The organism is Propioniciclava sinopodophylli (assembly GCF_004324755.1).
GTDB lineage: Bacteria > Actinomycetota > Actinomycetes > Propionibacteriales > Propionibacteriaceae > Propioniciclava > Propioniciclava sinopodophylli.
Window position 1 is genome coordinate 111124 of sequence record NZ_SDMQ01000001.1, and the last position, 22372, is coordinate 133495.

Genomic DNA, 22372 nt, shown 5'->3' on the forward strand with positions numbered 1-22372 from the left:
TGGACGTCGTGGCCCATTACCTCGTGACCGGCGGTGCCGGCTTCATCGGAAGCAACTTCGTCCGGTCGGTCGTCGACGACACCGACCACACCGTGACCGTGCTGGACAAGCTCACCTACGCGGGCAACACCGCCTCGCTGGACGGCCTGCCCGAGAACCGGGTCGACCTCGTCGTCGGCGACATCTGCGACACCGAGCTGCTGGACGGCCTCGTCCGCGGGGCCGACGTCGTCGTCCACTTCGCCGCCGAGTCGCACAACGACAACTCCCTCAACGACCCCAGCCCGTTCGTCGACACCAACCTGGTGGGCACGTTCGCGCTGCTGGAGGCCGTCCGCCGCCACGGTGCCCGCTACCACCACATCAGCACCGACGAGGTCTACGGCGACCTGGAGCTCGACGACCCGGAGCGGTTCCACGAGACCACCCCGTACAACCCCAGCTCGCCCTACTCGGCCACCAAGGCCGGCAGCGACCTGCTCGTGCGGGCGTGGGTGCGCTCCTTCGGCGTCGAGGCGACGCTCAGCAACTGCTCCAACAACTACGGGCCCCGCCAGCACGTGGAGAAGTTCATCCCCCGCCAGATCACCAACCTGATCGACGGCGTCCACCCCAAGCTGTACGGCGCGGGACAGAACGTCCGCGACTGGATCCACGTCGACGACCACAACTCGGCCGTGCTGCGCATCATCGAGGCGGGCCGGATCGGCGAGACCTACCTCATCGGCGCCGACGGCGAGATGAACAACAAGGCCGTCGTCGAGATGATCCTGCGCCTCATGGGCCACCCCGCCGACGCCTACGAGCACGTCACCGACCGCCCCGGCCACGACCTGCGCTATGCGATCGACTCCACCAAGCTGCGCACCGAGCTCGGCTGGACGCCGCGGTACACCCACTTCGAGGACGGCCTGGCCGCCACCATCGACTGGTACCGCGCCAACGAGGCGTGGTGGCGTCCGATGAAGCAGGCCACCGAGGCCAAGTATGCGAAGACGGGCCAGTGACCGTGGCCGACCTGGCTGTTCACACCACCTCGATCCCCGGGCTGCTGGTCATCGACCTGCCGCTGCACGGGGACTCCCGCGGCTGGTTCAAGGAGAACTGGCAGCGCGCCAAGATGGTCGGCCTCGGGCTGCCCGACTTCGGCCCCGTCCAGAACAACATGAGCTACAACGCCGAGGCGGGCGTGACCCGCGGGCTGCACGCCGAGCCGTGGGACAAGCTCATCAGCCTCGCCCAGGGGCGCATCCTGGGCGCGTGGGTCGACCTGCGCCCCGGCGTGAGCTTCGGGGCCACCTTCACCCTCGAGATGGGCACCGACAAGGCCGTCTTCGTGCCCCGCGGGGTCGCCAACGGCTACCAGGCGCTGGAGGCGGACACGACCTACTCCTACCTGGTCAACGACCACTGGTCGCCGGCGGCCCGCGAGTCCTACACCTACCTCAACCTCGCCGACGAGACGGCGGCGATCGCGTGGCCGATCCCGCTGTCGGAGGCGATCGTTTCCGACGCCGACCTGGCCCACCCGCGGCTGGCCGACGTCACCCCGATGGCGCCGCGGCGCACCGTCATCACCGGCGCGACCGGCCAGCTGGGCCGGGCGCTGCAGGCCGTCCTGCCGGACGCCGTGGCGCTGGGCCGCGACGCACTGGACCTCACCGACGCCGAGGCCGTCCGCGCGTACGACTTCTCCGGCGTGGGCACGATCATCAACGCCGCCGCCTGGACTGCCGTGGACGCCGCCGAGACCGACGAGGGCCGCCGCGACGCCTGGGCCGGCAACGTCACCGCCGTGGCGAACCTCGTCGAGGCCGCCCGCGCGCACCGCGCCACCCTGGTCCACGTCTCCTCCGACTACGTCTTCGACGGCACCGTCACCGAGCACACCGAGGAGGAGCCCTTCAGCCCGCTCGGCGTCTATGGGGTGACCAAGGCCGCCGGCGACGCGCTCGTGGCCACGCTCCCCGACCACTACGTGGTGCGCACGAGCTGGGTGATCGGCGAGGGCCGCAACTTCGTCGCCACGATGGCCGGCCTGGCCGCCAAGGGGGCCACGCCGTCGGTGGTCGATGACCAGTTCGGACGCCTGACGTTCACCGACACGCTCGCCGACGCGGTCGTGCACCTGCTGGCGACCCGGCCGGAGGCCGGCACCTACAACGTCACCAACGACGGCCCGATCCGCTCCTGGTTCGAGATCGCCCGGCAGGTGTTCACGTTGACCGGCCACGACGCCGCGGCTGTGTCGCCGCAGACCACCGAGGAGTTCGCCGCCGGCAAGGTCGTTTCCCCGCGCCCGCGGCACAGCGCGCTGTCCCTGGACAAGATCAAGGCGACGGGCTTCACCCCGCGCGACGCCGACGAGGCCCTGGCCGCCCACCTCGCCTGAGGCGCGCGCGGCGCGGGCCCGGCTTGGACACCCTGTCGACGTCGTCGTGGTCGAGCACGACCAGTCCGACGTGCTGGCGGCCGTGGCGTCCGCCGGGATGGCGGACGTCGAGTGGTACCGCCGCGGCCCGCTGCCGCACGAGGGCGCCGCCGAGCACCTGTACGTGCTGGCGCGGAAGCCGGTTGGCTGAGCTGGCCAAAGCCCCTTCGACAGGCTCAGGGGGCCGGGCGCAGGTGGGGGCGCACGTGCAGGCCGACCTCGGGGTCGACCAGCGCCTCCTGCGCGGCGACCAGCCCGTCGACGACGAGGGTGGCGTCCAGCGGTGTGTTGCGCTTGAGCAGCGCCAGCCCGATCGGACCGAGTTCGTGATGGATCGCCGAGCTGCCCATGCGGCCCACCGCCTTGCCGTCGAGCAGCACGTCCGCGCCCACCTCCGGCAGGCGCTCGTCCGAGCCGTCGAAGTGCAGCAACGTGAGGCGGCGCGGGGGGCGTCCGAGCGTGTGGACGCGTGCGACGGTCTCCTGGCCGCGGTAGCAGCCCTTCTGCAGGTGGACGCCCGAGCCGAGCGCCAGTCCGTCCGGCATCGCGACCTCGTTGGGGATGGTCCGCTCGTCGGTGTCGAGGAAGACCCGCGGCTCGCCGGCGGCGATGCGCAGCGCCTCGGACGCCCACGTGCCCGCGCGCTCGGCGCCCAGCACGGCGTCCAGCTCGTCGCGGGCGCAGATGCGGGGGCCGCCGGCGATCACCATCGCGTGGGTGGCCGACACATCGGCCAGCTCGACGCGCGAGGCGAACACCATGCGGCGCAGCCAGGCCAGCAACGCCTCGGCGTGGCCGGGTTCGGTGGTGGCCCAGAAGGTCTCCCCGTCGTCCACGCCGCCCAGGACGTGCTCGATGCGGCCGTTCGGGTCGAGGACGAACGCCGTCGTCCACACGCCCGGCGCCAGGCCCTCGAAGGCCTGGGACGTGATGGCGTGCAGCCAGGTGAGGCGGTCGGGGCCGCTGATGGTGAACACCGGCCGGTGCGACAGGTCGACCGTGGCCTCTCCCGAGGCGAGGCGGCGCTGCTCGCGCAGCGGCTCGCCGTGGTGCCACGGGACGCCGGCGTCCGGCCCGGCCTCGTTCAGGACCGGCCTCCCCACGTCAGGACCCCACGCGGTTGAGAGTCGCCCACATGTAGGGGCGCAGCGCCTCATCGGTGGTGGCCCGGTCGAAGCTGTACATCAACTGGCCGTTGACGTTGCCGTAGAGGCGGCGTCCGGCCGAGTACTCCACCGGGGCGTTCGGCGAGCGCACGACGGCGTCGGTGGTCAGGTCGACGCGTCCCGGCTGGAGCTTGCCGAACCAGATCTCGGAGTACCCCTCGGGGCTGCACATGACGACGTCGGCCTCGGCCTTGGCGTTCGCGCGCCAGAAGCCGGTCTCGATGGTGAGGGGCCGCTCGGGTCGACCCTCGCCGTCCAGGAGGAACATCTGCGCGAGGTAGTGCAGGTAGTCCCCACCGTTCTCGACGAAGTCGATCTGGACGCCGAACTCCACCTTCCCCTCACCTGGCCACTCGCGGAAACCGGTGCCCTCCCAGCGGCCACGCAGCCAGGCGAGCCCGGCGAGGGCGGGGTTGAGGTCGGACGGGATCTCGAACACGGGGCATTCTCCTCGGTAGGTGCTTCGACACCCCAACGCTCGCGCCTACGGGATGATTCCGCAACCTCTGGGGCTAGGGTGGACACCGATGATCACCCGTCGGAACCTCCTCCTGTCCACCGCCGCCTCAGGATCCCTGTTGCTCGTCGCGGGCTGCACCGCGGACGGGCCCGCCCCCAACCCCTCCACCTCACCCGGCGGCCCCGTCGGGCCCGAGGAGACGCCCCGCCTCGACCCGAACGCCCACCAGGTCGTGACCCGCACCCCCGCCGCCGACGTCGTCGTCACCCCGGACGCCGCGGGTGCGCTGGCCGCCTCCCGCGCGCTGCTGGCCGCGGCGACCGCCGTGGTCGTGCTGGCGGACGCCACCCCGCCGACCCCCTCCGCCTCCGCGTCCCCGGCGGCATCGCCCACGGCGTCTGCCCGGCCCTCGCCCAGCGCGTCCGCCACCGCGACACCCACGGCGTCCGCCGCACCCGCGGAGGAGCCGGCGACCGACCCGGTGCAGGTCGCGGCCGGCCTTGCCCGCGAGCTGGGCGTTCCCCTGTTCGTGGACACCCCCGACCTGGCCGCAGAACTGGACCGCCTGCAGACCCGCACCGTCATCGCCTACGGGACGCCGGCCCACGTCGGCGGCCGCGAGGTCATCCCGGCCCCGGCCACCGCGGCCGAGCTGTCGGTGCCCGGCCTGCCCGTCGCAGCGCCCGCCCCGGCCGCGCTCGCCGTGGTGTCCGGCGAGGCCGTCCCCGCCGTGCTGGCGACGCTGGCCGCCGCAGGCGTCCAGCCGCAGCAGGTCCCCGCGCCGCACCCCGGCGCGACGGTCGAGTCGACCGCGCTGCTCAAGGCCAACCCCGGGCCCGTCGTCGCCGTCGGCGAGGGCTTCGGCACCGACGAGCAGTTCGCCACCCAGGTGAAGGTCACCCGCACCGCCGACGAGCTCCCCGGCGGCGGCATCGCGCCGCTCCCCGGGCGCCACATGATCGCGTTCTACGGCCACCCCGAGACTGCCGCCCTCGGCATGATGGGCGAGCAGCCGCCGGCCGAGGCCGTCCGCCGCCTGGGGAGGCTGGTCGACGAGTACCGGGCGCTCATGCCCGGGCAGACCGTCATCGGCTCGTTCGAGATCATCACCACTGTCGCCTCGGCGGCGGCCGGCGACGACGGCGACTACTCCTACGAGACGCCGATCGAGAAGCTCATGCCGTGGGTCGAGGCCGCCGAGGCCAACGACATCTACGTGGTGCTCGACCTGCAGCCCGGCCGCACCGGGTTCCTCGAGCAGGCCAAGCGCTACGAGGAGTTGCTGCTCCGCCCCACCGTGGGCCTGGCCCTGGACCCGGAGTGGCGCCTCAAGCCCGACCAGAAGCACCTGCGCCAGATCGGACAGGTGCACATCGACGAGGTCAACGAGGTCGGGGCATGGCTGGCCGACCTGGTCGCCGAGCACGAGCTGCCGCCGAAGGTGCTGACGCTGCACCAGTTCCAGACCCGGATGATCATCGACCGGGCCCGCCTCGACACCTCCCGGCCCGAGGTGCAGTACCTCGTGCACGTGGACGGCCAGGGCGGCCAGGGCGCCAAGCAGGGCACATGGTCGGTCATCCGCCGCGACCTGCCCCCGCGCGTGTGGCTGGGCTGGAAGAACTTCGAGGACGAGGACATCCCGATGCTCACACCGAAGCAGACCGTGGAGCAGGTGCACCCCACACCACACTTCATCTCGTACCAGTGAGCACCGCGTACCTGTGAGCATCACGAGCCTGTGAGGCAGGCATGAGGGTCGTCGTCCAGCGGGTCACCCGGGCGTCCGTCACGGTGGCGGGCGAGGTCGTCGGTTCCATCGACGGCCCCGGCCTGTGCCTGCTGGTCGGCGCCACGCACGACGACACGCAGGCGGACGTGGACCGGCTGGCCGACAAGGTCTGGGGGCTCCGCATCATGCGCGACGAACTCTCGGCCGCCGACCTGGACGCGCCCGTGCTGGTCGTCAGCCAGTTCACCTTGTACGCCGACGTCCGCAAGGGGCGCCGGCCGTCCTGGAACGAGGCGGCGCCGGGCGCGGTCTCCGAGCCGCTGGTGGACGCCTTCGTGGCCGCCCTCCGGGCGCGCGGGGCCCGGGTGGCAACCGGACGGTTCGGCGCCGACATGGCCGTGGAGCTCGTGAACGACGGGCCGGTGACCATCCTCCTCGACAGCGCCATCTGGTCACGCTGAACTCCCGCACCCTCTCCGCCCCTAGACTGGGGCCGACCGCCACGGCGGTCGGAAGGGGGGCAGCAGATGGCCCAGGTCCTCGCGGTCAGCCCACGCGCGCACCACGCGTCGGGTGAACTCGCGTTCGGCGTCCTCGGCCTCCTCCCCCACACCGTCCGCGAACTGAGGCCCGACACGGCCGTCGCCACCGAGGCGGCCCGCGCCGACATCGTCGTGCTGGACGGCCGCAGCGACCTCGCCGTCGCGCGGCAGATGTGCCGGCTGCTGGAGGCCGCAGGCAACGAGACGCCGATCCTGCTGGTCCTCAGCGAGGGCGGGTTCGCCGCCGTCAGCAGCGAGTGGGGCGTCCGCGACATCGTTGTGGACGGAGCCGGGCCCGCCGAGGTGGACGCCCGCATCCGCCTGGCCATCCGCCGCGAGGAGTCGGCGGGCGTGCTGTCGGCCGGCGGGCTCGTCATCGACGAGTCCGCGTACTCGGCCTCCCTCAACGGCCGCCCCCTCGACCTGACCTACACCGAGTTCGAGCTGCTGAAGTACCTCGCCCAGCAGCCCGGGCGCGTGTTCACGCGCGAGACCCTCCTGTCGGACGTGTGGGGTTACGACTACTACGGCGGCACCCGGACGGTCGACGTCCACGTCCGCCGCCTGCGCGCCAAGCTCGGCGTCGAGCACGAGACCCTCATCGGTACCGTCCGCAACGTCGGCTACCGCTTCGCCCCCGACGCCCGCCGCAGCGAGGCGTCCGCCTAGCGGCTCCCGGGTCCGTTGGGGCGCGCCCTTCGAGGCTCGCTCCGCTCGCACCTCACGGACCGCGGAGCGAGCCCGACGCGACGCCCGGCGACCGGCGGGGGCCGGACGCCGTACGATCTAGGGTGCGATGACGATCCCCGACTGGGTGTCCTCCTATTCCGACACCGACCTCGAACGCCGCTTCGGCGCGGAGACCGCCGCGCGCGGGCAGTCCTATGCCGAGGACGGGCGCGTGCGCGCGATCCGGTCGGCCGGGGACCTGGTGATGGCCACCGTGCTGGGCAGCGCCCGCGAGGCCTACCAGTGCTCCGTCGTGGCCACGGCGGGCCCCACGTCGCTGGTGGCCACCTGCACCTGCCCCGTCCGGCGGGACTGCAAGCACTCGGCCGCGCTGCTGCTGGCGGCCCGCCGCTCGGCCGGACGCCGGGGGCCGGCCTCCTGGCAGCTCGCCCTCTCCCCGCTGGTGCCACGCCCGAGCTCGGGGCGCGGCACGACCCTGCTGGCACTGCAGGTGAACGCGTCCGGCCGCGAGTTCACCCTGCGCCCGCTGCGCCCCGGCCACCGCGACGCGTGGATCAAGGCGGGCGCCACCTGGGACGACGTACGCCTTAGCCCGGCGGTGTTCGACCCCGAGCAGCGCGAGGCCGTGCTGGCCCTGCTGGACTCCCGCCGCCGCAACGAGTACGCCTACGGCCATCGGGCCGACGCCCTGCCCCTGCGGGAGCTGCACACCGACGTCTGGGAGGTCCTGGCCCGCGCTCGCGCGACCGGCGTCCCGCTGGTGCCGGGCGAGGGGCCCGACCGGCGCCCGCTGCCCACCCCGGAACTGTTGGCCGACCCGCTCGTGCCGGTGCTGCACCTGCACCGTGCCGACGGAGCGGTCCGGCTCGACCCGCGTGTTCTGCTGGAGGGCGAGGAGGTCGCTCTGGACTGGCAGTCGCTGGTGGGGCGTCCGGCCCACGGCGCCGCCTTCCTGCACGAGGGCCGGCTCATCCTGGCCCGCCTCGAACGGCCGCTGGACCAGGCCGAGCACCAGCTCTTCACCCAACCCGCCACCGTGACGGTACCGGAGGCCGACCTGGCCCTGTTCGGCGCCGGGTTCCTCCCGGCGTTGCGTCGCCGCATGGCGGTCGTGGTCGACGACGGCGTCGAGATCCCCGAGGGCAGCCCACCCACGTTGGTGTGCACCGTCGAGTTCGGCGAGGGCAGCGCGACCGTGCGGTGGGGCTTCCGCTACCGCTTGGGCGGCGACGTCCACTCGCTCGGGCTGGCGCCCGCGGCGTCCGACCCGCCGATCCGCGACCTCCACGCCGAGTCCGCGCTGGCCCGGAGCGTGCCCGAGGGGCCCTGGAGCGTGGTCGGCCCGCGCGGCGAGCCGGAGCTGCGGCCCTCCTTCCTCACCGGGCGCGCCCTGTTCGGGTTCACAGCACGCACGCTACCCATGCTGCAGGAGCGCGACGACGTCGAGGTCGAACTCTCCCGCCCGGCGCCGACCTTCCGCCGCGCCGAGGCGGCGCCGGTCGTCTCCCTCACCGTCAGCGAGCCCACGGCGGGAGATTGGTTCAACCTGGCGGTGGAGGTGACCGTCGACGGCGAGGTCGTCCCGTTCGCGGCGCTGTTCGCCGCCCTCACCCTCGGGCAGGACCACCTCCTGCTCGACTCCGGCACATGGTTCGACCTCGACCGGCCCGAGTTGGGGCAGCTGCGCGCCCTCATAGAGGAGGCGCGCCTGCTGGTCGAGGCCGACGGCGACACCTTCCGCCTTCGGCCCGAGCACGTGGGCCTGTGGGCCGAACTCGTCGAGCTGGGCGTCGTGGCCGAGCAGTCGGCCGCCTGGCAGGAATCCGTCGGGGCGCTCATGGACCTCGACGAGCTCCCCGAGACCCCGCTGCCCGACGGCCTGGACGCCGACCTGCGCCCCTACCAGCACACCGGCTTCTCGTGGCTGTCGTTCCTGTGGCGGACGCGGCTGGGCGGCATCCTCGCCGACGAGATGGGCCTGGGCAAGACGCTCCAGACGCTCGCGCTGGCGCAGTCCGCCCACGAGGCGGGCGAGTTGACCGCCCCGGTGCTCGTCGTCGCGCCCACCTCCGTGCTGGGCACATGGGTGGCGGAGGCGGCCAAGTTCACACCGGGGCTGCGGGTGACGTCCATCACCGAGTCCCACAAGCGCCGCCGGACCCCGCTGGCGGACGCCGTGGCCGGGGCGCACATCGTGGTCACCAGCTACACGCTGCTGCGGCTGGAGGCGGACGCCTACGCCGAGCTGGACTGGTCGGCCGTCCTGCTGGACGAGGCACAGTTCGTCAAGAACCACCGCTCGCAGGCGTACCAGGCCGTCCGGAAGCTGCGCTCCCGTGTGAAGATCGCGCTCACCGGCACCCCGCTGGAGAACAACCTGATGGATCTGTGGTCGCTGCTGTCGATCACCGCACCCGGCCTGTTCCCGCACCCGCAGGCGTTCACCGAGGCGTACCGCAAGCCCGTCGAGGCCGGCGACGCGGACGCCCTGGCCCGCCTCCACCGCCGCATCCGCCCGCTGGTGCTGCGGCGCACCAAGTCCGCCGTCGCCGCCGAGCTACCCGACAAGCAGGAGCAGGTCGTGCCCGTGGAGCTGGCCGGCCCGCACCGCCGCCTCTACGACCGCCACCTGGCCCGCGAGCGGCAGAAGGTGCTGGGCCTGGTCGACGAGCTGGGCCGGAACCGGGTGACAATCCTGCGCTCGCTCACCCTGCTGCGACAGCTCAGCCTCTCCCCCGCCCTCATCGACGAGGAGTACCCGGCCCACTCGGCGAAGATCGACACCCTGCTGGAGCTGCTGGACGAGGTCGTCGCCGGAGGACACCGCGCGCTGGTGTTCAGCCAGTTCACCGGCTTCCTCGCGCTGGTGCGCCAGAGGCTGGACGACGAGGGCATCAGCTACTCCTACCTGGACGGGCGGACCCGCGACCGCGCGGCCCGGATCGGCGCGTTCCGCACCGGCGACGACCCGGTGTTCCTGATCTCCCTCAAGGCAGGCGGCTTCGGCCTCACGCTGACCGAGGCCGACTACGTGTTCATCCTCGACCCTTGGTGGAACCCGGCGGCCGAGGCCCAGGCCATCGACCGCGCCCACCGCATCGGGCAGGACAAGCCGGTCAACGTGTACCGGCTGGTCTCGGCCGACACCATCGAGGAGAAGGTCGTGGCGCTGGCCGACTCCAAGCGCCATCTCTTCGACGAGGTCGTGGGCGCGGCGTCCGACATGGTCGCGCCGCTCAGCGCGGACGACATCCGCGGCCTCCTCCTGCCCTGACAGCACGCCTGTCCAGCATGTGGACGCACCTGACAAGCGAAACCGCGGCGGCGCGATCACCCCAGCCCAGCCCGAGGTCCGAGCCTCCGCCGGCCAACGCGCGGTCCGAGGCCCCGCAGGGCACGGCGCGGACGGATCCGCCCGCCTCGCCCGAGCCCGGCCCGCAGGCCCGAACCGACGGCTAGGGTGTCCTCGTGGAGCCACTCAGCAGCCTGTCCGGGCGCCAACGCGCCGCCGTGAGCGCCCTCGCCGCGGCCGCCGAGGCGGCCGACGGTGTGGCCCCGCTGAACGAGGAGGCCCGCCTCCAGCTGGGGCGCGAGGACGCCTTGCACTGGCTCGCGACCGAGGGCGACACCGTTGTCGGGTACGCCCAGTGGCAGCCCACGAACGCGACCGCCCAGCTCTTCGTGCACCCCGGCCACCGTCGGGCAGGCCACGGCACATCCCTGCACACCGCCTTGGTCGCCGACGTCGCCGAGCCCGCACTCTGGGCCTTCGGCGACCTGCACGCCGCCCAGCGCTTCGCGGCCTCCCGTGACCTCGTCCCGGCCCGTGGCCTGCACATCATGGAGCGCGCGATCGGAGACGCCCCCGGCCGGCCCGTGCCGGACGGTGTCACCCTGCGCCCCTTCACCGACGCCGACACCGACGCCTTCCTCGCCGTGAACGCGGCCGCGTTCGCCGACCACCCCGAGCAGGGGCACTTCTCGGCCGATGACCTCGCCAACCGGCGCGCGGAGGACTGGTGGGACCCGGCAGGCCTCATCCTCGCCGAGGACGCCGAGGGCGTCGTCGGCTTCCACTGGACCAAGCGTCACCCCGGCAACACCGGCGAGGTGTACGTGCTCGGCGTCCACCCCCGCGGCGCCGGGCGCGGCCTGGGCGGCATCCTGCTGGATGCCGGGCTGGCCCACCTGGCCGGCACGGGCGCGACGCGGGTGATCCTCTATGTCGACGCGGTCAACGCCCCTGCGGTCGCCCTGTACGAGCGCAGTGGGTTCGCGGTATTCCACACCGATACCCTCTATCGCCCGGCCACCCGGGACTGAGACCGGTAGCGAGAGGAGCAAGGTGACCCCCGTGCGCGCGCGCCTCGCGGCCCCGGACCTTCCCCAAGAGCGGTTCCAGGACCGGGAACTGTCCTGGCTGGACTTCAACAACCGCGTCCTCGACCTGGCCCGGGACGCCGACCGCATCCCCCTGCTCGAGCGCGCCCGGTTCCTGTCGATCTTCAGCTCCAACCTCGACGAGTACTTCATGGTGCGCGTCGCCGGACTCAAGCGCCGCATCGCGGCGGGCGTGGCGATGCCCGCCGCGTCCGGCATCCTGCCGCGCGACCTGCACGCCCTGATCCTCGGCCGCGTCCGCGAGCTCACCGACGCCCAGGCCCGCGTGTTCACCGACGACGTGCGTCCGGCCCTGGCCGCCGAGGGCATCCGCATCATCGGCTGGGACGACCTGTCCGCCGCCGAGCACGAGCGCATGGCCCAGCTGTTCGAGGAGCGGATCTACCCGATCCTGACGCCGCTGGCGGTCGACCCGTCCCACCCCTTCCCCTACATCTCGGGGCTGACGGTCAACATCGCCGTCCTCGTCCGCAACCCGTCCACCGGCAGCCGGCAGTTCGCCCGCATCAAGGTGCCCGGCATCCTGCCGCGGTTCACCGCGCTGGCCGACGGCCGCTACCTTCCGATCGAGGACATCATCGGCCACCAGCTGGACGCCCTGTTCCCCGGCATGGATCTGCTGGCGTGGACGACCTTCCGGGTGACCCGCAACGAGGACCTGGAGGTCGAGGAGGACGACGCCGAGAACATCCTCGTCGCGCTGGAGAAGGAACTGCTGCGCCGCAAGGTCGGCCGCCCGCCCGTCCGGCTGGAGGTCGAGCGCGGCATCCCCACCGAACTGCTGGATGTGCTGCTGGCCGAGCTCGACGTGGCCGAGGACGAGGTGTTCCACCTCCCCGCTCCGCTCGACCTGACCGGGCTGTCGGAGATCGCCGCGAGCAGCGAGCGGGAGGACCTGTGCTTCTCCGCTTTCCTGCCCAAGACGCACCCCGACCTCGCCGAGGTCGAGACGGCCCAGCCCGCGGACCTGTTCAAAGCCCTGCACGATCGCGACGTCCTCCTGCACCACCCCTACGACAGCTTCGCCACCTCGGTGCAGCGCTTCGTGGAGCAGGCGGCGGCCGACCCGGCCGTGCTGGCCATCAAGCAGACGCTGTACCGCACCTCGGGCGACTCCCCGATCGTGGACGCCCTCGTCGAGGCCGCCGAGGCGGGCAAGCAGGTGCTCGTGGTCGTCGAAATCATGGCCCGCTTCGACGAGCAGGCGAACATCCGCTGGGCCCGGAAGCTGGAGCGGGCCGGCTGCCACGTCGTGTACGGCCTGCTGGGGCTCAAGACCCACGCCAAGCTGTGCCTGGTGGTGCGCGACGAGCCGGACGGCCTCAAGCGCTACGTGCACATCGGCACCGGCAACTACCACCCGAAGACGGCCCGCCTCTACGAGGACATGGGCCTGCTCAGCTCGAACCCGATCATCACCGAGGACGTCGGGCGCGTGTTCAACCACCTGTCCGGCCTCACGCGCGACATGGAGTACCGCCGGCTGCTGGTCGCCCCCCACGGCGTCCGGACCGGGCTCATCGCCAACATCGAGCGCGAGATCGAGCACGCGCGGGCGGGGCGTCCGGCCGGCGCGCGGATCAAGGTCAACTCGATCGTCGACGAGCAGGTCATCGAAGCGCTCTACCGGGCCTCGCAGGCGGGCGTGCCCGTGGACGTGTGGGTGCGCGGGGCCTGCGTGCTTCGCCCGGGCGTCCCGGGGTTGAGCGACAACATCCGCGTCCGGTCGATCCTGGGCCGGTTCCTCGAGCACAGCCGCCTGTACTGGTTCGCCGACGGCGGCCACCCACGCGTCGGCCTGGGCAGCGCCGACCTGATGCACCGCAACCTCGACCGGCGGGTCGAGGTGATCGTGTCCATCCCGCAACAGCGGCACGTGGACCGCATCGGGGAACTGTTCGACACGGCCTTCGCCGACGACACGGCGTCCTGGCACCTGGTCGACACCACGTGGACGATGCGGACGACCGAACCCGACGGGACGCCGCTGGTCGACCTGCAGGAGCACCTGATCCGCAGCGTCGGCGCCAAGCGAGCGGAGGGCCGATGAGGCGCCGGGGCAGTGTCACGGTGGCCGCGGGCACGGTCACCATCCGCGAGCGCGAGGGGAAGCCGCCGCACGTCCTCCTCATCCACCGGCCGGCGTACGACGACTGGTCGCTGCCCAAGGGGCACCTCGAGCCGGGCGAGTACGAGGCCGTCGCGGCCGGACGCGAGACGCTGGAGGAGACCGCCGTCCGTGTCACGCTCAAGCAGCCCCTGGGCGCCATCTCGTACCCCGTCGGCAGCGGCACCAAGGTCGTCCACTACTGGCGCGCCGATCCCGTGGACGCCAAACACCGCAAGGCCGACAAGGAGGTCGACAGGGTTGCCTGGCTGACCCCGGCCAACGCGCTGGCCCGGATGACGTACGCCGACGAACGCGGCGTCCTGGAGCACGCGCTCGAGTTGGAGGGGACCACGCCCTTCCTCGTCGTGCGGCACGCAAAGGCGATGGACCGGAAGAACTGGTCCAAGCGCGACCAGTACCGGCCCATCACGAGCCGGGGGCGCAAGCAGAGCCGCCGGCTCATCCCGCTGCTGGAGGCCTTCGGAGTCCGTGCGCTGGCCTCGAGCACGTCGACCCGCTGCGTCCAGACCCTGGAGCCCTACGCGCGCAGCGCCGGGCTGCAGGTGGACGGCTGGGCGATCCTGTCCGAGGAGGTGGGCGAGGAGGACCTGCCCGGCGTGGCGAAGATGATGAAGCGGCTGGCGAAGCAGGCCGCAGCCTCCGGCACCCCGACCGCGGTGTGCGGGCACCGGCCCGTCCTGCCGACGATGCTGGAGGCGCTCGGGGTCTCGAACCGGCTGATGCAGACGGCGGCGACGATCATCGTGCACCTGGACGCCCAGGCCCGACCGGTCGCGACCGAGTTCCACCGCCCCCGCGCCTGACCTGTTGCCGCGCGGTTGCCACAAATCGGTCCACCTGATTTTGCCGGGCGTCGATGCTCTCCTGACTGACGGTTTCGCCACCGGGCCCCGACTTCTTGTCCGGATCGAGACAACGCGTTCACCGTTCGTTCACCTCGCGGATCGAATCTCTTCATGGCGCCTCCCTACCGTCGAGCGCGGAGACCGGATCACACGTTCCGCCCTCGGGGGGCTCCCCCGAACGCTCGTACGTTAGGAAGAACCTTGAAGCTCAAGAAGATCGGCGCCCCGCTCGCCGTCCTCACGGCCGCCGCCCTCTCGCTCACCGCCTGTGCGGCCAACGAGGGCGCCGCCCCGGCCACCACTCCCGCCGGCGGTTCCGGCCCCGGCGCCCCCTCCACGGCCGCCGCCTCCTCCCTGTCCGGCACCCTCGCCGGCCGCGGCTCCAGCGCGATGAGCGTGGCGCAGCAGACCTGGATCGCCGGCTTCCAGGCCGCGAACTCCGGCGTCACCATCAACTACTCCCCCGACGGCTCCGGCGCCGGCCGCGAGTCCTTCACCTCGGGTGCGGTCGACTACGCCGGTTCCGACCGTGCGTTCAAGGACGAGGAGATGGGTGCCGGCAAGTTCGGTGCCTGCACCGCCGACTCCAACGCGCTGAACCTGCCGGTCTACATCTCCCCGATCGCGATCATCTTCAACGTCGAGGGCGTGGACAAGCTGCAGCTCGACGCCGACACCGTCGCGGGCATCTTCTCCGGCAAGATCACCAACTGGAACGACCCGGCCATCGCCGCCACCAACGCCGGCGTGACCTTCCCGGACTCCCCGATCACCGCCGTGCACCGCTCGGACGACTCGGGCACCACCGAGAACTTCACCGACTACCTCGCCCAGGCCGCCCCGTCGGTGTGGACCGAGGAGGCCGACGGTGAGTGGCCGGCCGCTTTCGGTGGCGAGTCCGCCCAAGGCACCGCCGGTGTCGTGGACGCCGTCACGGGCGGCACCAACACCATCGGCTACGCCGACGCCTCCCAGGCCGGCGACCTCGGCATCGTCGTGGTCAAGTCCGGCGACGCGTTCGTCGGCCCGACCGCCGAGGACGCCGCCAAGCTGGTCGACAACTCCCCGGTCGTCGAGGGCCGCGGCGAGCACGACTACGCGCTGGAGCTCGACCGCAAGGCCGAGGGCGCATACCCGATCGCCCTGGTCGCCTACGCGATGGTCTGCGAGGACTACAAGGACGACGCCAAGGCCGAACTCGTCAAGGCCTACATGGAGTACATGATCTCGGACGAGGGCCAGAAGGCTGCCCAGGCCGCCGCCGGCAACGCCCCGATCTCCGCCGACATGCAGGCCAAGCTCCAGGCTGCCGTCGAGTCGATCTCCTGATCGACCCCGCCGTGACGAGACGGGTGCCCACCCCCCGAGGGTGGGCACCCGTTTCTCCGGCTCCACTCCCCACTACTGCGCAGGAGGTGCAGTGAACAAGCAGGTCCAGGCCCCACATGAGCGGGCCGCTCACTCCGATCTCATCCCCGCCAAGCCCCGCGTCGGTGACAAGGTCTTCACCGGACTGTCCACCGGGTCCGGCGTCGCGATCCTCGTCATCCTGGCCGCCGTGGCCGCCTTCCTCCTGCTGCGCGCCCTGCCCGCCCTGACGGCGTCCGCCGACGACATCGCGGCCGGCGGCTACACCAGCAACCTCGCGTGGCTGGACGGTTTCTGGGGCTGGGTGCTCCCGCTGGCCTTCGGCACCATCTGGGCCGCCCTCGGCGCGCTGGCGCTGGCCGTGCCCGTGTCGATCGGCATCGCGCTGTTCATCTCGCACTACGCGCCGCGCCGCCTCGCGCAGACCCTCGGCTACGTCATCGACCTGCTGGCCGCCGTGCCGTCGGTCGTCTACGGCCTGTGGGGCTTCTTCGTGCTGGCCCCCGCCCTCGGCGGCCTGCACCGCTGGCTGACCACCTACCTGGGCTGGTTCCCGCTCTTCTCCGGCCAGGCGTCCGGCACCGGCCGCACCATCTTCACCGCCTCCATCGTGCTGGCCGTGATGATCCTGCCGATCATCACGTCGCTGTGCCGCGAGGTCTTCCTGCAGACGCCGAAGCTCCACGAGGAGGCCTCGCTGGCCCTCGGCGCCACGCGCTGGGAGATGATCCGCATGGCGGTGTTCCCCTTCGCCCGCGCCGGCATCGTGTCGGCCATCATGCTGGGCCTGGGCCGCGCGCTCGGCGAGACCATGGCGGTGGCCATGATCCTGTCCGGCCAGAACCGCATCTCGTTCGAGGTGCTCACCGCTCAGAACCCGAACACGATCGCCGCGAACATCGCCCTGAGCTTCCCCGAGGCCTACGACCTCAAGATCAACCAGCTCATCGCCTCGGGCCTGGTCCTGTTCATCATCACCCTCGCCGTCAACATGTTCGCGCGCTGGATCGTCAGCCGCCGCGCCGCCTTCTCGGGAGCCAACTGATGTCCACCGCCACCCTGACCCCGAAGCGCTCCGCCTCCCCCTCGAACTCGCTGACCGCCGGCCAGCTGCCCGCCTGGACGACCCCGGTCGTCGGCGCGGCGTCCCTGGCCGTCGGCTTCCTCGCCGCCTGGCTGCTGACCGGTGAGATCGGCCTCGGCCTGGGCGTCGCCCTGTCGGCCCTGGTGTTCCTCGTCGTCATGCACGTCGCCTCCCTCACCATCGAGGGTGGACGCCGCGCCACCGACCGCCTCGCCAAGCACCTGGTGGTCGGCATGTTCCTGCTGGCCCTGCTGCCGCTGGTGTCGGTGTCGCTCACGGCCCTGACCAACGGCATCAACCGCCTGGACCCGACCTTCTTCAGCACGTCGATGCGCAACATCGTCGGCGCCGGCGGCGGAGCCGCGCACGCCATCTGGGGCACGCTGATCATCACGGGCGTCGCGATGGCCATCTCGGTGCCGATCGGCCTGCTGACCGCCGTCTACCTGGCCGAGTACGGGCAGGGCAAGCCGCTGGCGCGCTCGATCACCTTCTTCGTCGATGTCATGACCGGCATCCCGTCCATCGTTGCCGGCCTGTTCGCCTACGCGCTTTTCGGCGTCCTGTTCGGCATCGGCACAGTGAACGGCATGGGCGGTGCGGTGGCCCTGTCGGTGCTGATGATCCCCGTGGTCGTCCGCTCCACCGAGGAGCTGCTCCGGATCGTCCCGAACGAGCTGCGCGAGGCGTCGTACGCCCTCGGCGTCCCGAAATGGAAGACGATCATGCGCATCGTCATCCCGACCGCGATCTCGGGCATCGTCGCCGGCGTGATCCTGGCCCTGGCCCGGATCATCGGCGAGACCGCCCCCCTGATGATCGCCGCCGGCTTCACCCAGTCGCTGAACACCAACCCGACCTCGGGCGCGATGATGACGCTGCCGGTGTTCGTCTACGACCAGTACGCACGCCCCGGCGTCCCCCGCGAGCCCTATTGGGACCGCGCCTGGGCCGGAGCGCTTACCCTGATCCTCATCGTCATGCTGCTGAACCTCGTCGGCCGGCTGATCGCCAAGCGGTTCGCCCCGAAGACCGGCCGATAACCCAAGGAGAACCACACCATGTCCAAGCGAATCGAAGCGAAGAACGTCGACATCTACTACAGCAAGTTCAAGGCTGTCGAGGATGTCAACATGGTCATCGAGCCCCGCGCCGTCACGGCCTTCATCGGCCCGTCGGGCTGTGGGAAGACGACCTTCCTGCGCACCCTGAACCGCATGCACGAGGTCATCCCCGGCGCCTACGTCGACGGCCGGATCGACCTCGACGGCGAGGACCTCTACGGCCCCGGCGTCGACCCGGTGAACGTGCGCCGCAAGGTCGGCATGGTGTTCCAGCGGCCCAACCCCTTCCCGACCATGTCGATCAAGGAGAACGTGCTCGCCGGCCTGCGCCTCAACAACAAGAGTGCCGGCACGAGCGAGCAGGACGAGATCGCCGAGAAGGCGCTGCGCGGTGCCAACCTGTGGGAGGAGGTCAAGAACCGCCTCGACCTCCCCGGTTCCGGCCTCTCGGGCGGCCAGCAGCAGCGCCTCTGCATCGCCCGCGCGATCGCCATGTCCCCCGAGGTGCTGCTGATGGACGAGCCCTGCTCGGCCCTCGACCCGATCTCGACGCTGGCCATCGAGGACCTGATCCAGGAGCTCAAGGCCACCTACACGATCGTGATCGTGACCCACAACATGCAGCAGGCCGCGCGCGTCTCCGACACCACGGCGTTCTTCAACATCGCCGGCACCGGCCAGCCCGGCAAGCTCATCGAGATGGACTCGACCGAGAAGATCTTCTCCACCCCGACGGTCAAGGCCACCGAGGACTACATCACCGGCCGCTTCGGCTGATCGATCCGACCCCGGACGCCACGACCGCCCGGATGCGTGCCCCGGCACGTGTCCGGGCGGTTGGGTTCCGGGGCCCCACCTAGAATCGACCGCATGAGCAAGGCAGGGTGGTACCCGGACCCGGGCGGCCAGCCGGGCATGTTCCGTTGGTGGGACGGCTCGCAGTGGACGCCCCAGCTCACCGCGCACCCGTACGCGCCGCCCCAGCCGCCCGGTCCGCCCGACCCGACCCAGCCGTTCGCGGCGATGAGCGGCGGGCCGCTGCCCCGACGGGACGCCGGCGCCTCCGGATCGCCCTCATGGCAGGTGGCCTACGACGACGCCGGGCCGCAGCGCTCGGGACGCGGGCCCCTCATCGTGCTCGGCCTCGTCGGCGTCCTCCTCGTGGCGCTGGTCGTGGCCTCCCTGCAGCTCCTCGGTGGCGGGCGCCTCGGGCCGTTCGGCGGCGAGCAGCCGGCGTCCAACCCAACCGGCAACGTGTGCCCGCCCAAGCGCATCCTCCAGGACGAGCCCGTCAACCGCACCGCGCCGGTGGGGCGGGTGCAGGGCGGGAAGCTCTCGTACCCCCAGCTGGGGGCCCCGTGGGGGTCGGTGATGCTCGAGGACCGCGTGCCCTTCGGGCGCGACGTCTACGGCCAGTCGGTGATGGTGGAGCCCAACTACAACGGGGACGCCTCCTGGGTGGCCTCCATCGTCGTGGGCGAGCTCGTCGCCGGCGACGGCTTCTTCTCCCCCGAGCAGGGCGCCGAGATCGTCACCCGCTGCGTGCTCGGCGTGTTCTACGCCGACGCCGAGGTGGGCCGCACCGACCGCGTGAACCAGGCCACGACCGTCGACGGGCGCGAGGCGTGGCTGGTCGAGATGCACCTGAGCTTCGACATTCCGAACCTGCAGGAGAAGGGCGAGACCGCGATCATCATGATCGTGAAGACCGGCGAGGAGTCCTCGAGCCTGTACTACGCCTCGATCCCCGACAGCCGGCCCGAGCTGCTGGCCACGGCGCGCGAGGTGCAGGGCCAGTTGCGCGTCGAGCCCTGACCCGGGCCCTCAGCCCAGCACCGGTTCGCACGAAGCCAGCCCGTGGGCGGCCTTCAGCGCCAGCACACGGCCGGCTGCGGCGGTGACCTGAGCGGCGAGCTCCTCGTCGCCCTGCGTGGCCTCGGCGAGCCCCTGGACCATCGCGAGCGCCGCGGGGGCGTCCACGCTGATCGCGAGGTCGCCACCGGCCCGGACGAACCGCACCGCGCGCTGGGCCGCCGGCACGTCCGCCACGGCCTTCGCGACGCCCAGGTCGTCACTGACGACGACACCGGTGAAGCCGAGGTCCTCGCGCAGGACGCCGATGACGGCGGGGCTGAAGGCGGCCGGGGCGTCCGCGTCGATGTGGGTGTACCAGGCGGTTCCCACCATGACGGTCTCGACGCCGTCGGCGATGAGGCGGCGGTACGGGGCGAGCGCCGCGGCGTCCGCGGTGGTGACGTCGTCGACGACCTTGGCCGTGAAGTCGGTGTTGCCGACGACCTGGCCCAGGTTCGGGAAATGCTTGGGCGAGGCCGACAGACCCGCTTCACGGAAGCCCGCCACGACGGCGGCCACGTTCTCGGCGACCTCGTCCGGGGTCGTGCCGTAGCCGCGGCCCAGCTTGCCGATGGGCTCGTTGCTGTGCAGCTTGTCGGCGGGCACCACGTCCGCAACGGGCGCCAGGTCGAGGTGGACGCCCGCGTCCACCATCTGCTTCCCCCATCGCGCCGCGGCGGCGGTCAGCCCGGCCGGGCCGAGGTCGGCCTGCTCGGACGCCGAGGGCATCGTGTCGAAGCCCGGACCCTTGAGGCGCTGGACGAGCCCGCCCTCCTGGTCCACGGCGACGAGCACCGCTCCCCCGCCCGCCTCCTGGATGGCGTCCGTGCGCCCTCTGGTGCCGGCGACGCCGTCGGTGGTGCTCCCCATCAGGATCACGGACCCGAAGGCGCCGTCGGACAACGTCCTCGCCTCGGCGGCGTCGAGCCCACCGGTGACGCCCATCATGACCAGCTGCCCGGCCCGCTCGCGCGGGGTCATCCCCGCCGCCAACTCGGGGCACGTGGGCGGATGGGCGACCGACGGCGATGCCGCCGCGGTCGGGGGCGCCGACGCGGTGGCGGACGCCGACGGCACGCTGGGCGCCGGGGTCGTCACCGGGCCGGACGCCGGCGGGGTCTGGGCGCACCCGGCCAGGGCGACGGCGGCGAGGCCCAGGGTGGCCGCGAGGGGGGCCCTCGCAACCCGGGGCATGCTCACGCCTCCAGTCCGAGCGACAGCAGGGCGTTCTCGACGACCTCGGTGAGCGCCGGGTGGATCCAGTACTGGCCGCGCGCCATCGTGGGGACGTCCACGCCGGTCGACATGCCCTGGACCAGCGGCTGGATCAGCGAGGACGCCTGGGGGCCGATGATGTGCGCCCCGAGCACCTGTTTGGTCTGCTTGTCGGCGATGAGCTTCACGCAGCTCTCGGTGTCCTCCAGGGCCCAGCCGTAGGCGGTGCTGCCATACTCCTGGACCGCCACGGCGATGTCGTGTCCGGCGGCCCGCGCCTCGGCCTCGGTGAGCCCGGCGGCCGCCACCTGCGGGTGGCCGAACACGGCGTGCGGCAGGGGCGCGAGCGTGTTCTCTCGCGGGTCGTCGGGGTGCAGCAGGTTGTGCTGCACGATGCGCGCCTCGTGGTTCGCGGCGTGCTTGAGCATCGACGGGTTGGACACGTCGCCCACCGCCCACACGCCCTCGACGCTGGTGCGCTGCTGGGCGTCCACGACGACGAAGCCGAGCGGGTCGACCTCGATGCCGCCGACGGTGACGGCCAGACGGTCGCTGTTGGGGCGGCGTCCGGTCGCCACGAGCAGCAGGTCGCCCTCCAGCACGTGCTGGACGCCGCCGTTGTCGGTGGTGTGCACACGGACGCGGTCGGCGTCCGCCTCGACGCGGTCGGTGCTGTGGCCCAGTCGCAGGTCAACGTGGCGGGCGGCCGCAGCGGTGTAGCGGCGGGAGATCTCGGCGTCCTCGCGGCGCAGCATGGCGCCGGAACGGGCCACCACGGTGACGTGGCTGCCGAACGCGCTGAACACGTGGGCGAACTCGGCGGCGATGAACCCCGCGCCCAGGATGATGAGGCGCTCGGGCAGCTCGTCGATGCGCATCACGGTGTCGGAGTTGTGGACGCGCTGGGACGCCCACGCCTCGTCCAGGCCCGCTATGGACGCCGGCGACGTGCACCGGGAGCCGGCGGCGATGACGATACGGTCGGCGGTGATGGTCTCGCCGGACACCTCGAGCGTGCCCTCGCCGGTGAACCGGGCCGTGTCGCGGTAGAGCGTCACGTTGGCGGCCTCGGCCCGCCACATCTCACCGCCGGTGCTGATCGGGTCGATGCGCCCGAAGATGCGGTCGCGGACGACCGCCCAGTCGGCGCTCGGCTGCGGGGCGAACACACCCAAGGGGGCGCCGGCCTCGGGGGCGCGCAGGATGTCGGCGGGCAGGACAAACATCTTGGTCGGGATGCAACCGTAGTTCAGGCAGGTGCCGCCGAAGCGGGGACCGTCGTCGATGAGGGCCACGTCCCAGTCGGCGAAGCGATCGTCGACGATGGAGTTCCCGGAGCCGGAGCCGATGACGATGAGGTCGAAGTGTCGCACCCCGACAGTCTTCCAG

General features: G+C 72.0%; 19 protein-coding genes. 15 read left to right on the forward strand and 4 right to left on the reverse strand.

Going from position 1 to position 22372, the window contains the following annotated elements; all coding sequences use genetic code 11:
• Window positions 1-8: 8 nt before the first annotated feature.
• Genes rfbB through ET989_RS14705 form a run of 3 tightly spaced genes read left to right on the forward strand, consistent with a single transcriptional unit; the run spans window position 9 to window position 2582 of the window.
• The gene (gene rfbB, locus ET989_RS00540) at window positions 9-1007 is read left to right on the forward strand and encodes a dTDP-glucose 4,6-dehydratase (protein WP_131166613.1); all 999 of its coding nucleotides are present in this window, start codon (window positions 9-11) and stop codon (window positions 1005-1007) included.
• Window positions 1008-1009: 2 nt separating this feature from the next.
• Window positions 1010-2392 carry a sugar nucleotide-binding protein gene (locus ET989_RS00545; protein ID WP_131166907.1) on the forward strand — a complete coding sequence of 461 codons (1383 nt, stop codon included), beginning with the start codon at window positions 1010-1012 and terminating at the stop codon, window positions 2390-2392.
• Window positions 2393-2438: 46 nt separating this feature from the next.
• Window positions 2439-2582 carry a hypothetical protein gene (locus ET989_RS14705; RefSeq protein WP_165489959.1) on the forward strand — a complete coding sequence of 48 codons (144 nt, stop codon included), beginning with the start codon at window positions 2439-2441 and terminating at the stop codon, window positions 2580-2582.
• 25 nt (window positions 2583-2607) lie between these two features.
• On the opposite strand, the gene ygfZ is transcribed toward ET989_RS14705, so the two are convergent.
• Entirely contained in the window at window positions 2608-3534 is a 927-nt protein-coding gene (gene ygfZ, locus ET989_RS00550) for a CAF17-like 4Fe-4S cluster assembly/insertion protein YgfZ (protein WP_131166614.1), read from the reverse strand.
• Between the two features lies 1 nt (window position 3535).
• Window positions 3536-4036 carry a heme-binding beta-barrel domain-containing protein gene (locus ET989_RS00555; protein WP_131166615.1) on the reverse strand — a complete coding sequence of 167 codons (501 nt, stop codon included), beginning with the start codon at window positions 4034-4036 and terminating at the stop codon, window positions 3536-3538.
• 88 nt (window positions 4037-4124) lie between these two features.
• Between ET989_RS00555 and ET989_RS00560 the strand changes: the two genes are divergently transcribed.
• The 12 genes from ET989_RS00560 to ET989_RS00615 all read left to right on the forward strand — a co-directional run bounded on the left by ET989_RS00560 (window position 4125) and on the right by ET989_RS00615 (window position 19729).
• Complete coding sequence (locus ET989_RS00560) at window positions 4125-5768, forward strand: hypothetical protein (protein WP_206662160.1); 1644 nt, start codon at window positions 4125-4127, stop codon at window positions 5766-5768.
• Window positions 5769-5809: 41 nt separating this feature from the next.
• Window positions 5810-6250, forward strand: coding sequence for a D-aminoacyl-tRNA deacylase (gene dtd, locus ET989_RS00565; protein ID WP_131166616.1), 441 nt, complete (start codon window positions 5810-5812; stop codon window positions 6248-6250).
• 66 nt (window positions 6251-6316) lie between these two features.
• Window positions 6317-7000: a response regulator transcription factor gene (locus tag ET989_RS00570; RefSeq protein WP_131166617.1), complete on the forward strand. Its 684-nt coding sequence runs from the start codon at window positions 6317-6319 to the stop codon at window positions 6998-7000.
• 127 nt (window positions 7001-7127) lie between these two features.
• Window positions 7128-10295 (forward strand): DEAD/DEAH box helicase, encoded by a 3168-nt coding sequence (locus ET989_RS00575; protein WP_131166618.1) that lies wholly within the window; start codon window positions 7128-7130, stop codon window positions 10293-10295.
• Between the two features lie 194 nt (window positions 10296-10489).
• Window positions 10490-11344 carry a mycothiol synthase gene (mshD, locus tag ET989_RS00580; RefSeq protein WP_131166619.1) on the forward strand — a complete coding sequence of 285 codons (855 nt, stop codon included), beginning with the start codon at window positions 10490-10492 and terminating at the stop codon, window positions 11342-11344.
• Between the two features lie 22 nt (window positions 11345-11366).
• Window positions 11367-13472 (forward strand): RNA degradosome polyphosphate kinase, encoded by a 2106-nt coding sequence (locus ET989_RS00585; RefSeq protein ID WP_241656149.1) that lies wholly within the window; start codon window positions 11367-11369, stop codon window positions 13470-13472.
• Window positions 13469-14356 (forward strand): NUDIX hydrolase, encoded by an 888-nt coding sequence (locus ET989_RS00590; RefSeq protein ID WP_131166621.1) that lies wholly within the window; start codon window positions 13469-13471, stop codon window positions 14354-14356. The genes ET989_RS00585 and ET989_RS00590 overlap by 4 nt, the downstream gene beginning before the upstream one ends.
• Window positions 14357-14599: 243 nt before the next feature.
• Window positions 14600-15727, forward strand: coding sequence for a phosphate ABC transporter substrate-binding protein PstS (gene pstS / locus ET989_RS00595; protein WP_131166622.1), 1128 nt, complete (start codon window positions 14600-14602; stop codon window positions 15725-15727).
• Window positions 15728-15818: 91 nt separating this feature from the next.
• Window positions 15819-16811, forward strand: coding sequence for a phosphate ABC transporter permease subunit PstC (pstC, locus tag ET989_RS00600; RefSeq protein ID WP_180320738.1), 993 nt, complete (start codon window positions 15819-15821; stop codon window positions 16809-16811).
• The gene (gene pstA, locus ET989_RS00605) at window positions 16811-17893 is read left to right on the forward strand and encodes a phosphate ABC transporter permease PstA (RefSeq protein ID WP_131166623.1); all 1083 of its coding nucleotides are present in this window, start codon (window positions 16811-16813) and stop codon (window positions 17891-17893) included. The genes pstC and pstA overlap by 1 nt, the downstream gene beginning before the upstream one ends.
• Window positions 17894-17911: 18 nt before the next feature.
• Complete coding sequence (gene pstB, locus ET989_RS00610; protein WP_131166624.1) at window positions 17912-18691, forward strand: phosphate ABC transporter ATP-binding protein PstB; 780 nt, start codon at window positions 17912-17914, stop codon at window positions 18689-18691.
• Between the two features lie 93 nt (window positions 18692-18784).
• Complete coding sequence (locus ET989_RS00615) at window positions 18785-19729, forward strand: DUF2510 domain-containing protein (protein ID WP_131166625.1); 945 nt, start codon at window positions 18785-18787, stop codon at window positions 19727-19729.
• 9 nt (window positions 19730-19738) lie between these two features.
• On the opposite strand, the gene ET989_RS00620 is transcribed toward ET989_RS00615, so the two are convergent.
• Together ET989_RS00620 and ET989_RS00625 are read right to left on the reverse strand one after the other, a co-directional pair.
• Window positions 19739-20962 (reverse strand): glycoside hydrolase family 3 protein, encoded by a 1224-nt coding sequence (locus ET989_RS00620; protein WP_165489960.1) that lies wholly within the window; start codon window positions 20960-20962, stop codon window positions 19739-19741.
• Between the two features lie 2 nt (window positions 20963-20964).
• Complete coding sequence (locus ET989_RS00625) at window positions 20965-22356, reverse strand: mycothione reductase (protein WP_131166627.1); 1392 nt, start codon at window positions 22354-22356, stop codon at window positions 20965-20967.
• Between the last annotated feature and the right edge of the window lie 16 nt (window positions 22357-22372).

Coding starts and splice junctions, on each gene's coding strand:
- ET989_RS00560 (WP_206662160.1), top strand. CDS start 4,125: ATGATCACCCGTCGGAACCTCCTCCTGTCCACCGCCGCCTCAGGATCC.
- dtd (WP_131166616.1), top strand. CDS start 5,810: ATGAGGGTCGTCGTCCAGCGGGTCACCCGGGCGTCCGTCACGGTGGCG.
- ET989_RS00570 (WP_131166617.1), top strand. CDS start 6,317: ATGGCCCAGGTCCTCGCGGTCAGCCCACGCGCGCACCACGCGTCGGGT.
- ET989_RS00575 (WP_131166618.1), top strand. CDS start 7,128: ATGACGATCCCCGACTGGGTGTCCTCCTATTCCGACACCGACCTCGAA.
- ET989_RS00590 (WP_131166621.1), top strand. CDS start 13,469: ATGAGGCGCCGGGGCAGTGTCACGGTGGCCGCGGGCACGGTCACCATC.
- pstA (WP_131166623.1), top strand. CDS start 16,811: ATGTCCACCGCCACCCTGACCCCGAAGCGCTCCGCCTCCCCCTCGAAC.
- pstB (WP_131166624.1), top strand. CDS start 17,912: ATGTCCAAGCGAATCGAAGCGAAGAACGTCGACATCTACTACAGCAAG.
- ET989_RS00615 (WP_131166625.1), top strand. CDS start 18,785: ATGAGCAAGGCAGGGTGGTACCCGGACCCGGGCGGCCAGCCGGGCATG.
- ET989_RS00620 (WP_165489960.1), bottom strand. CDS start 20,962: ATGCCCCGGGTTGCGAGGGCCCCCCTCGCGGCCACCCTGGGCCTCGCC.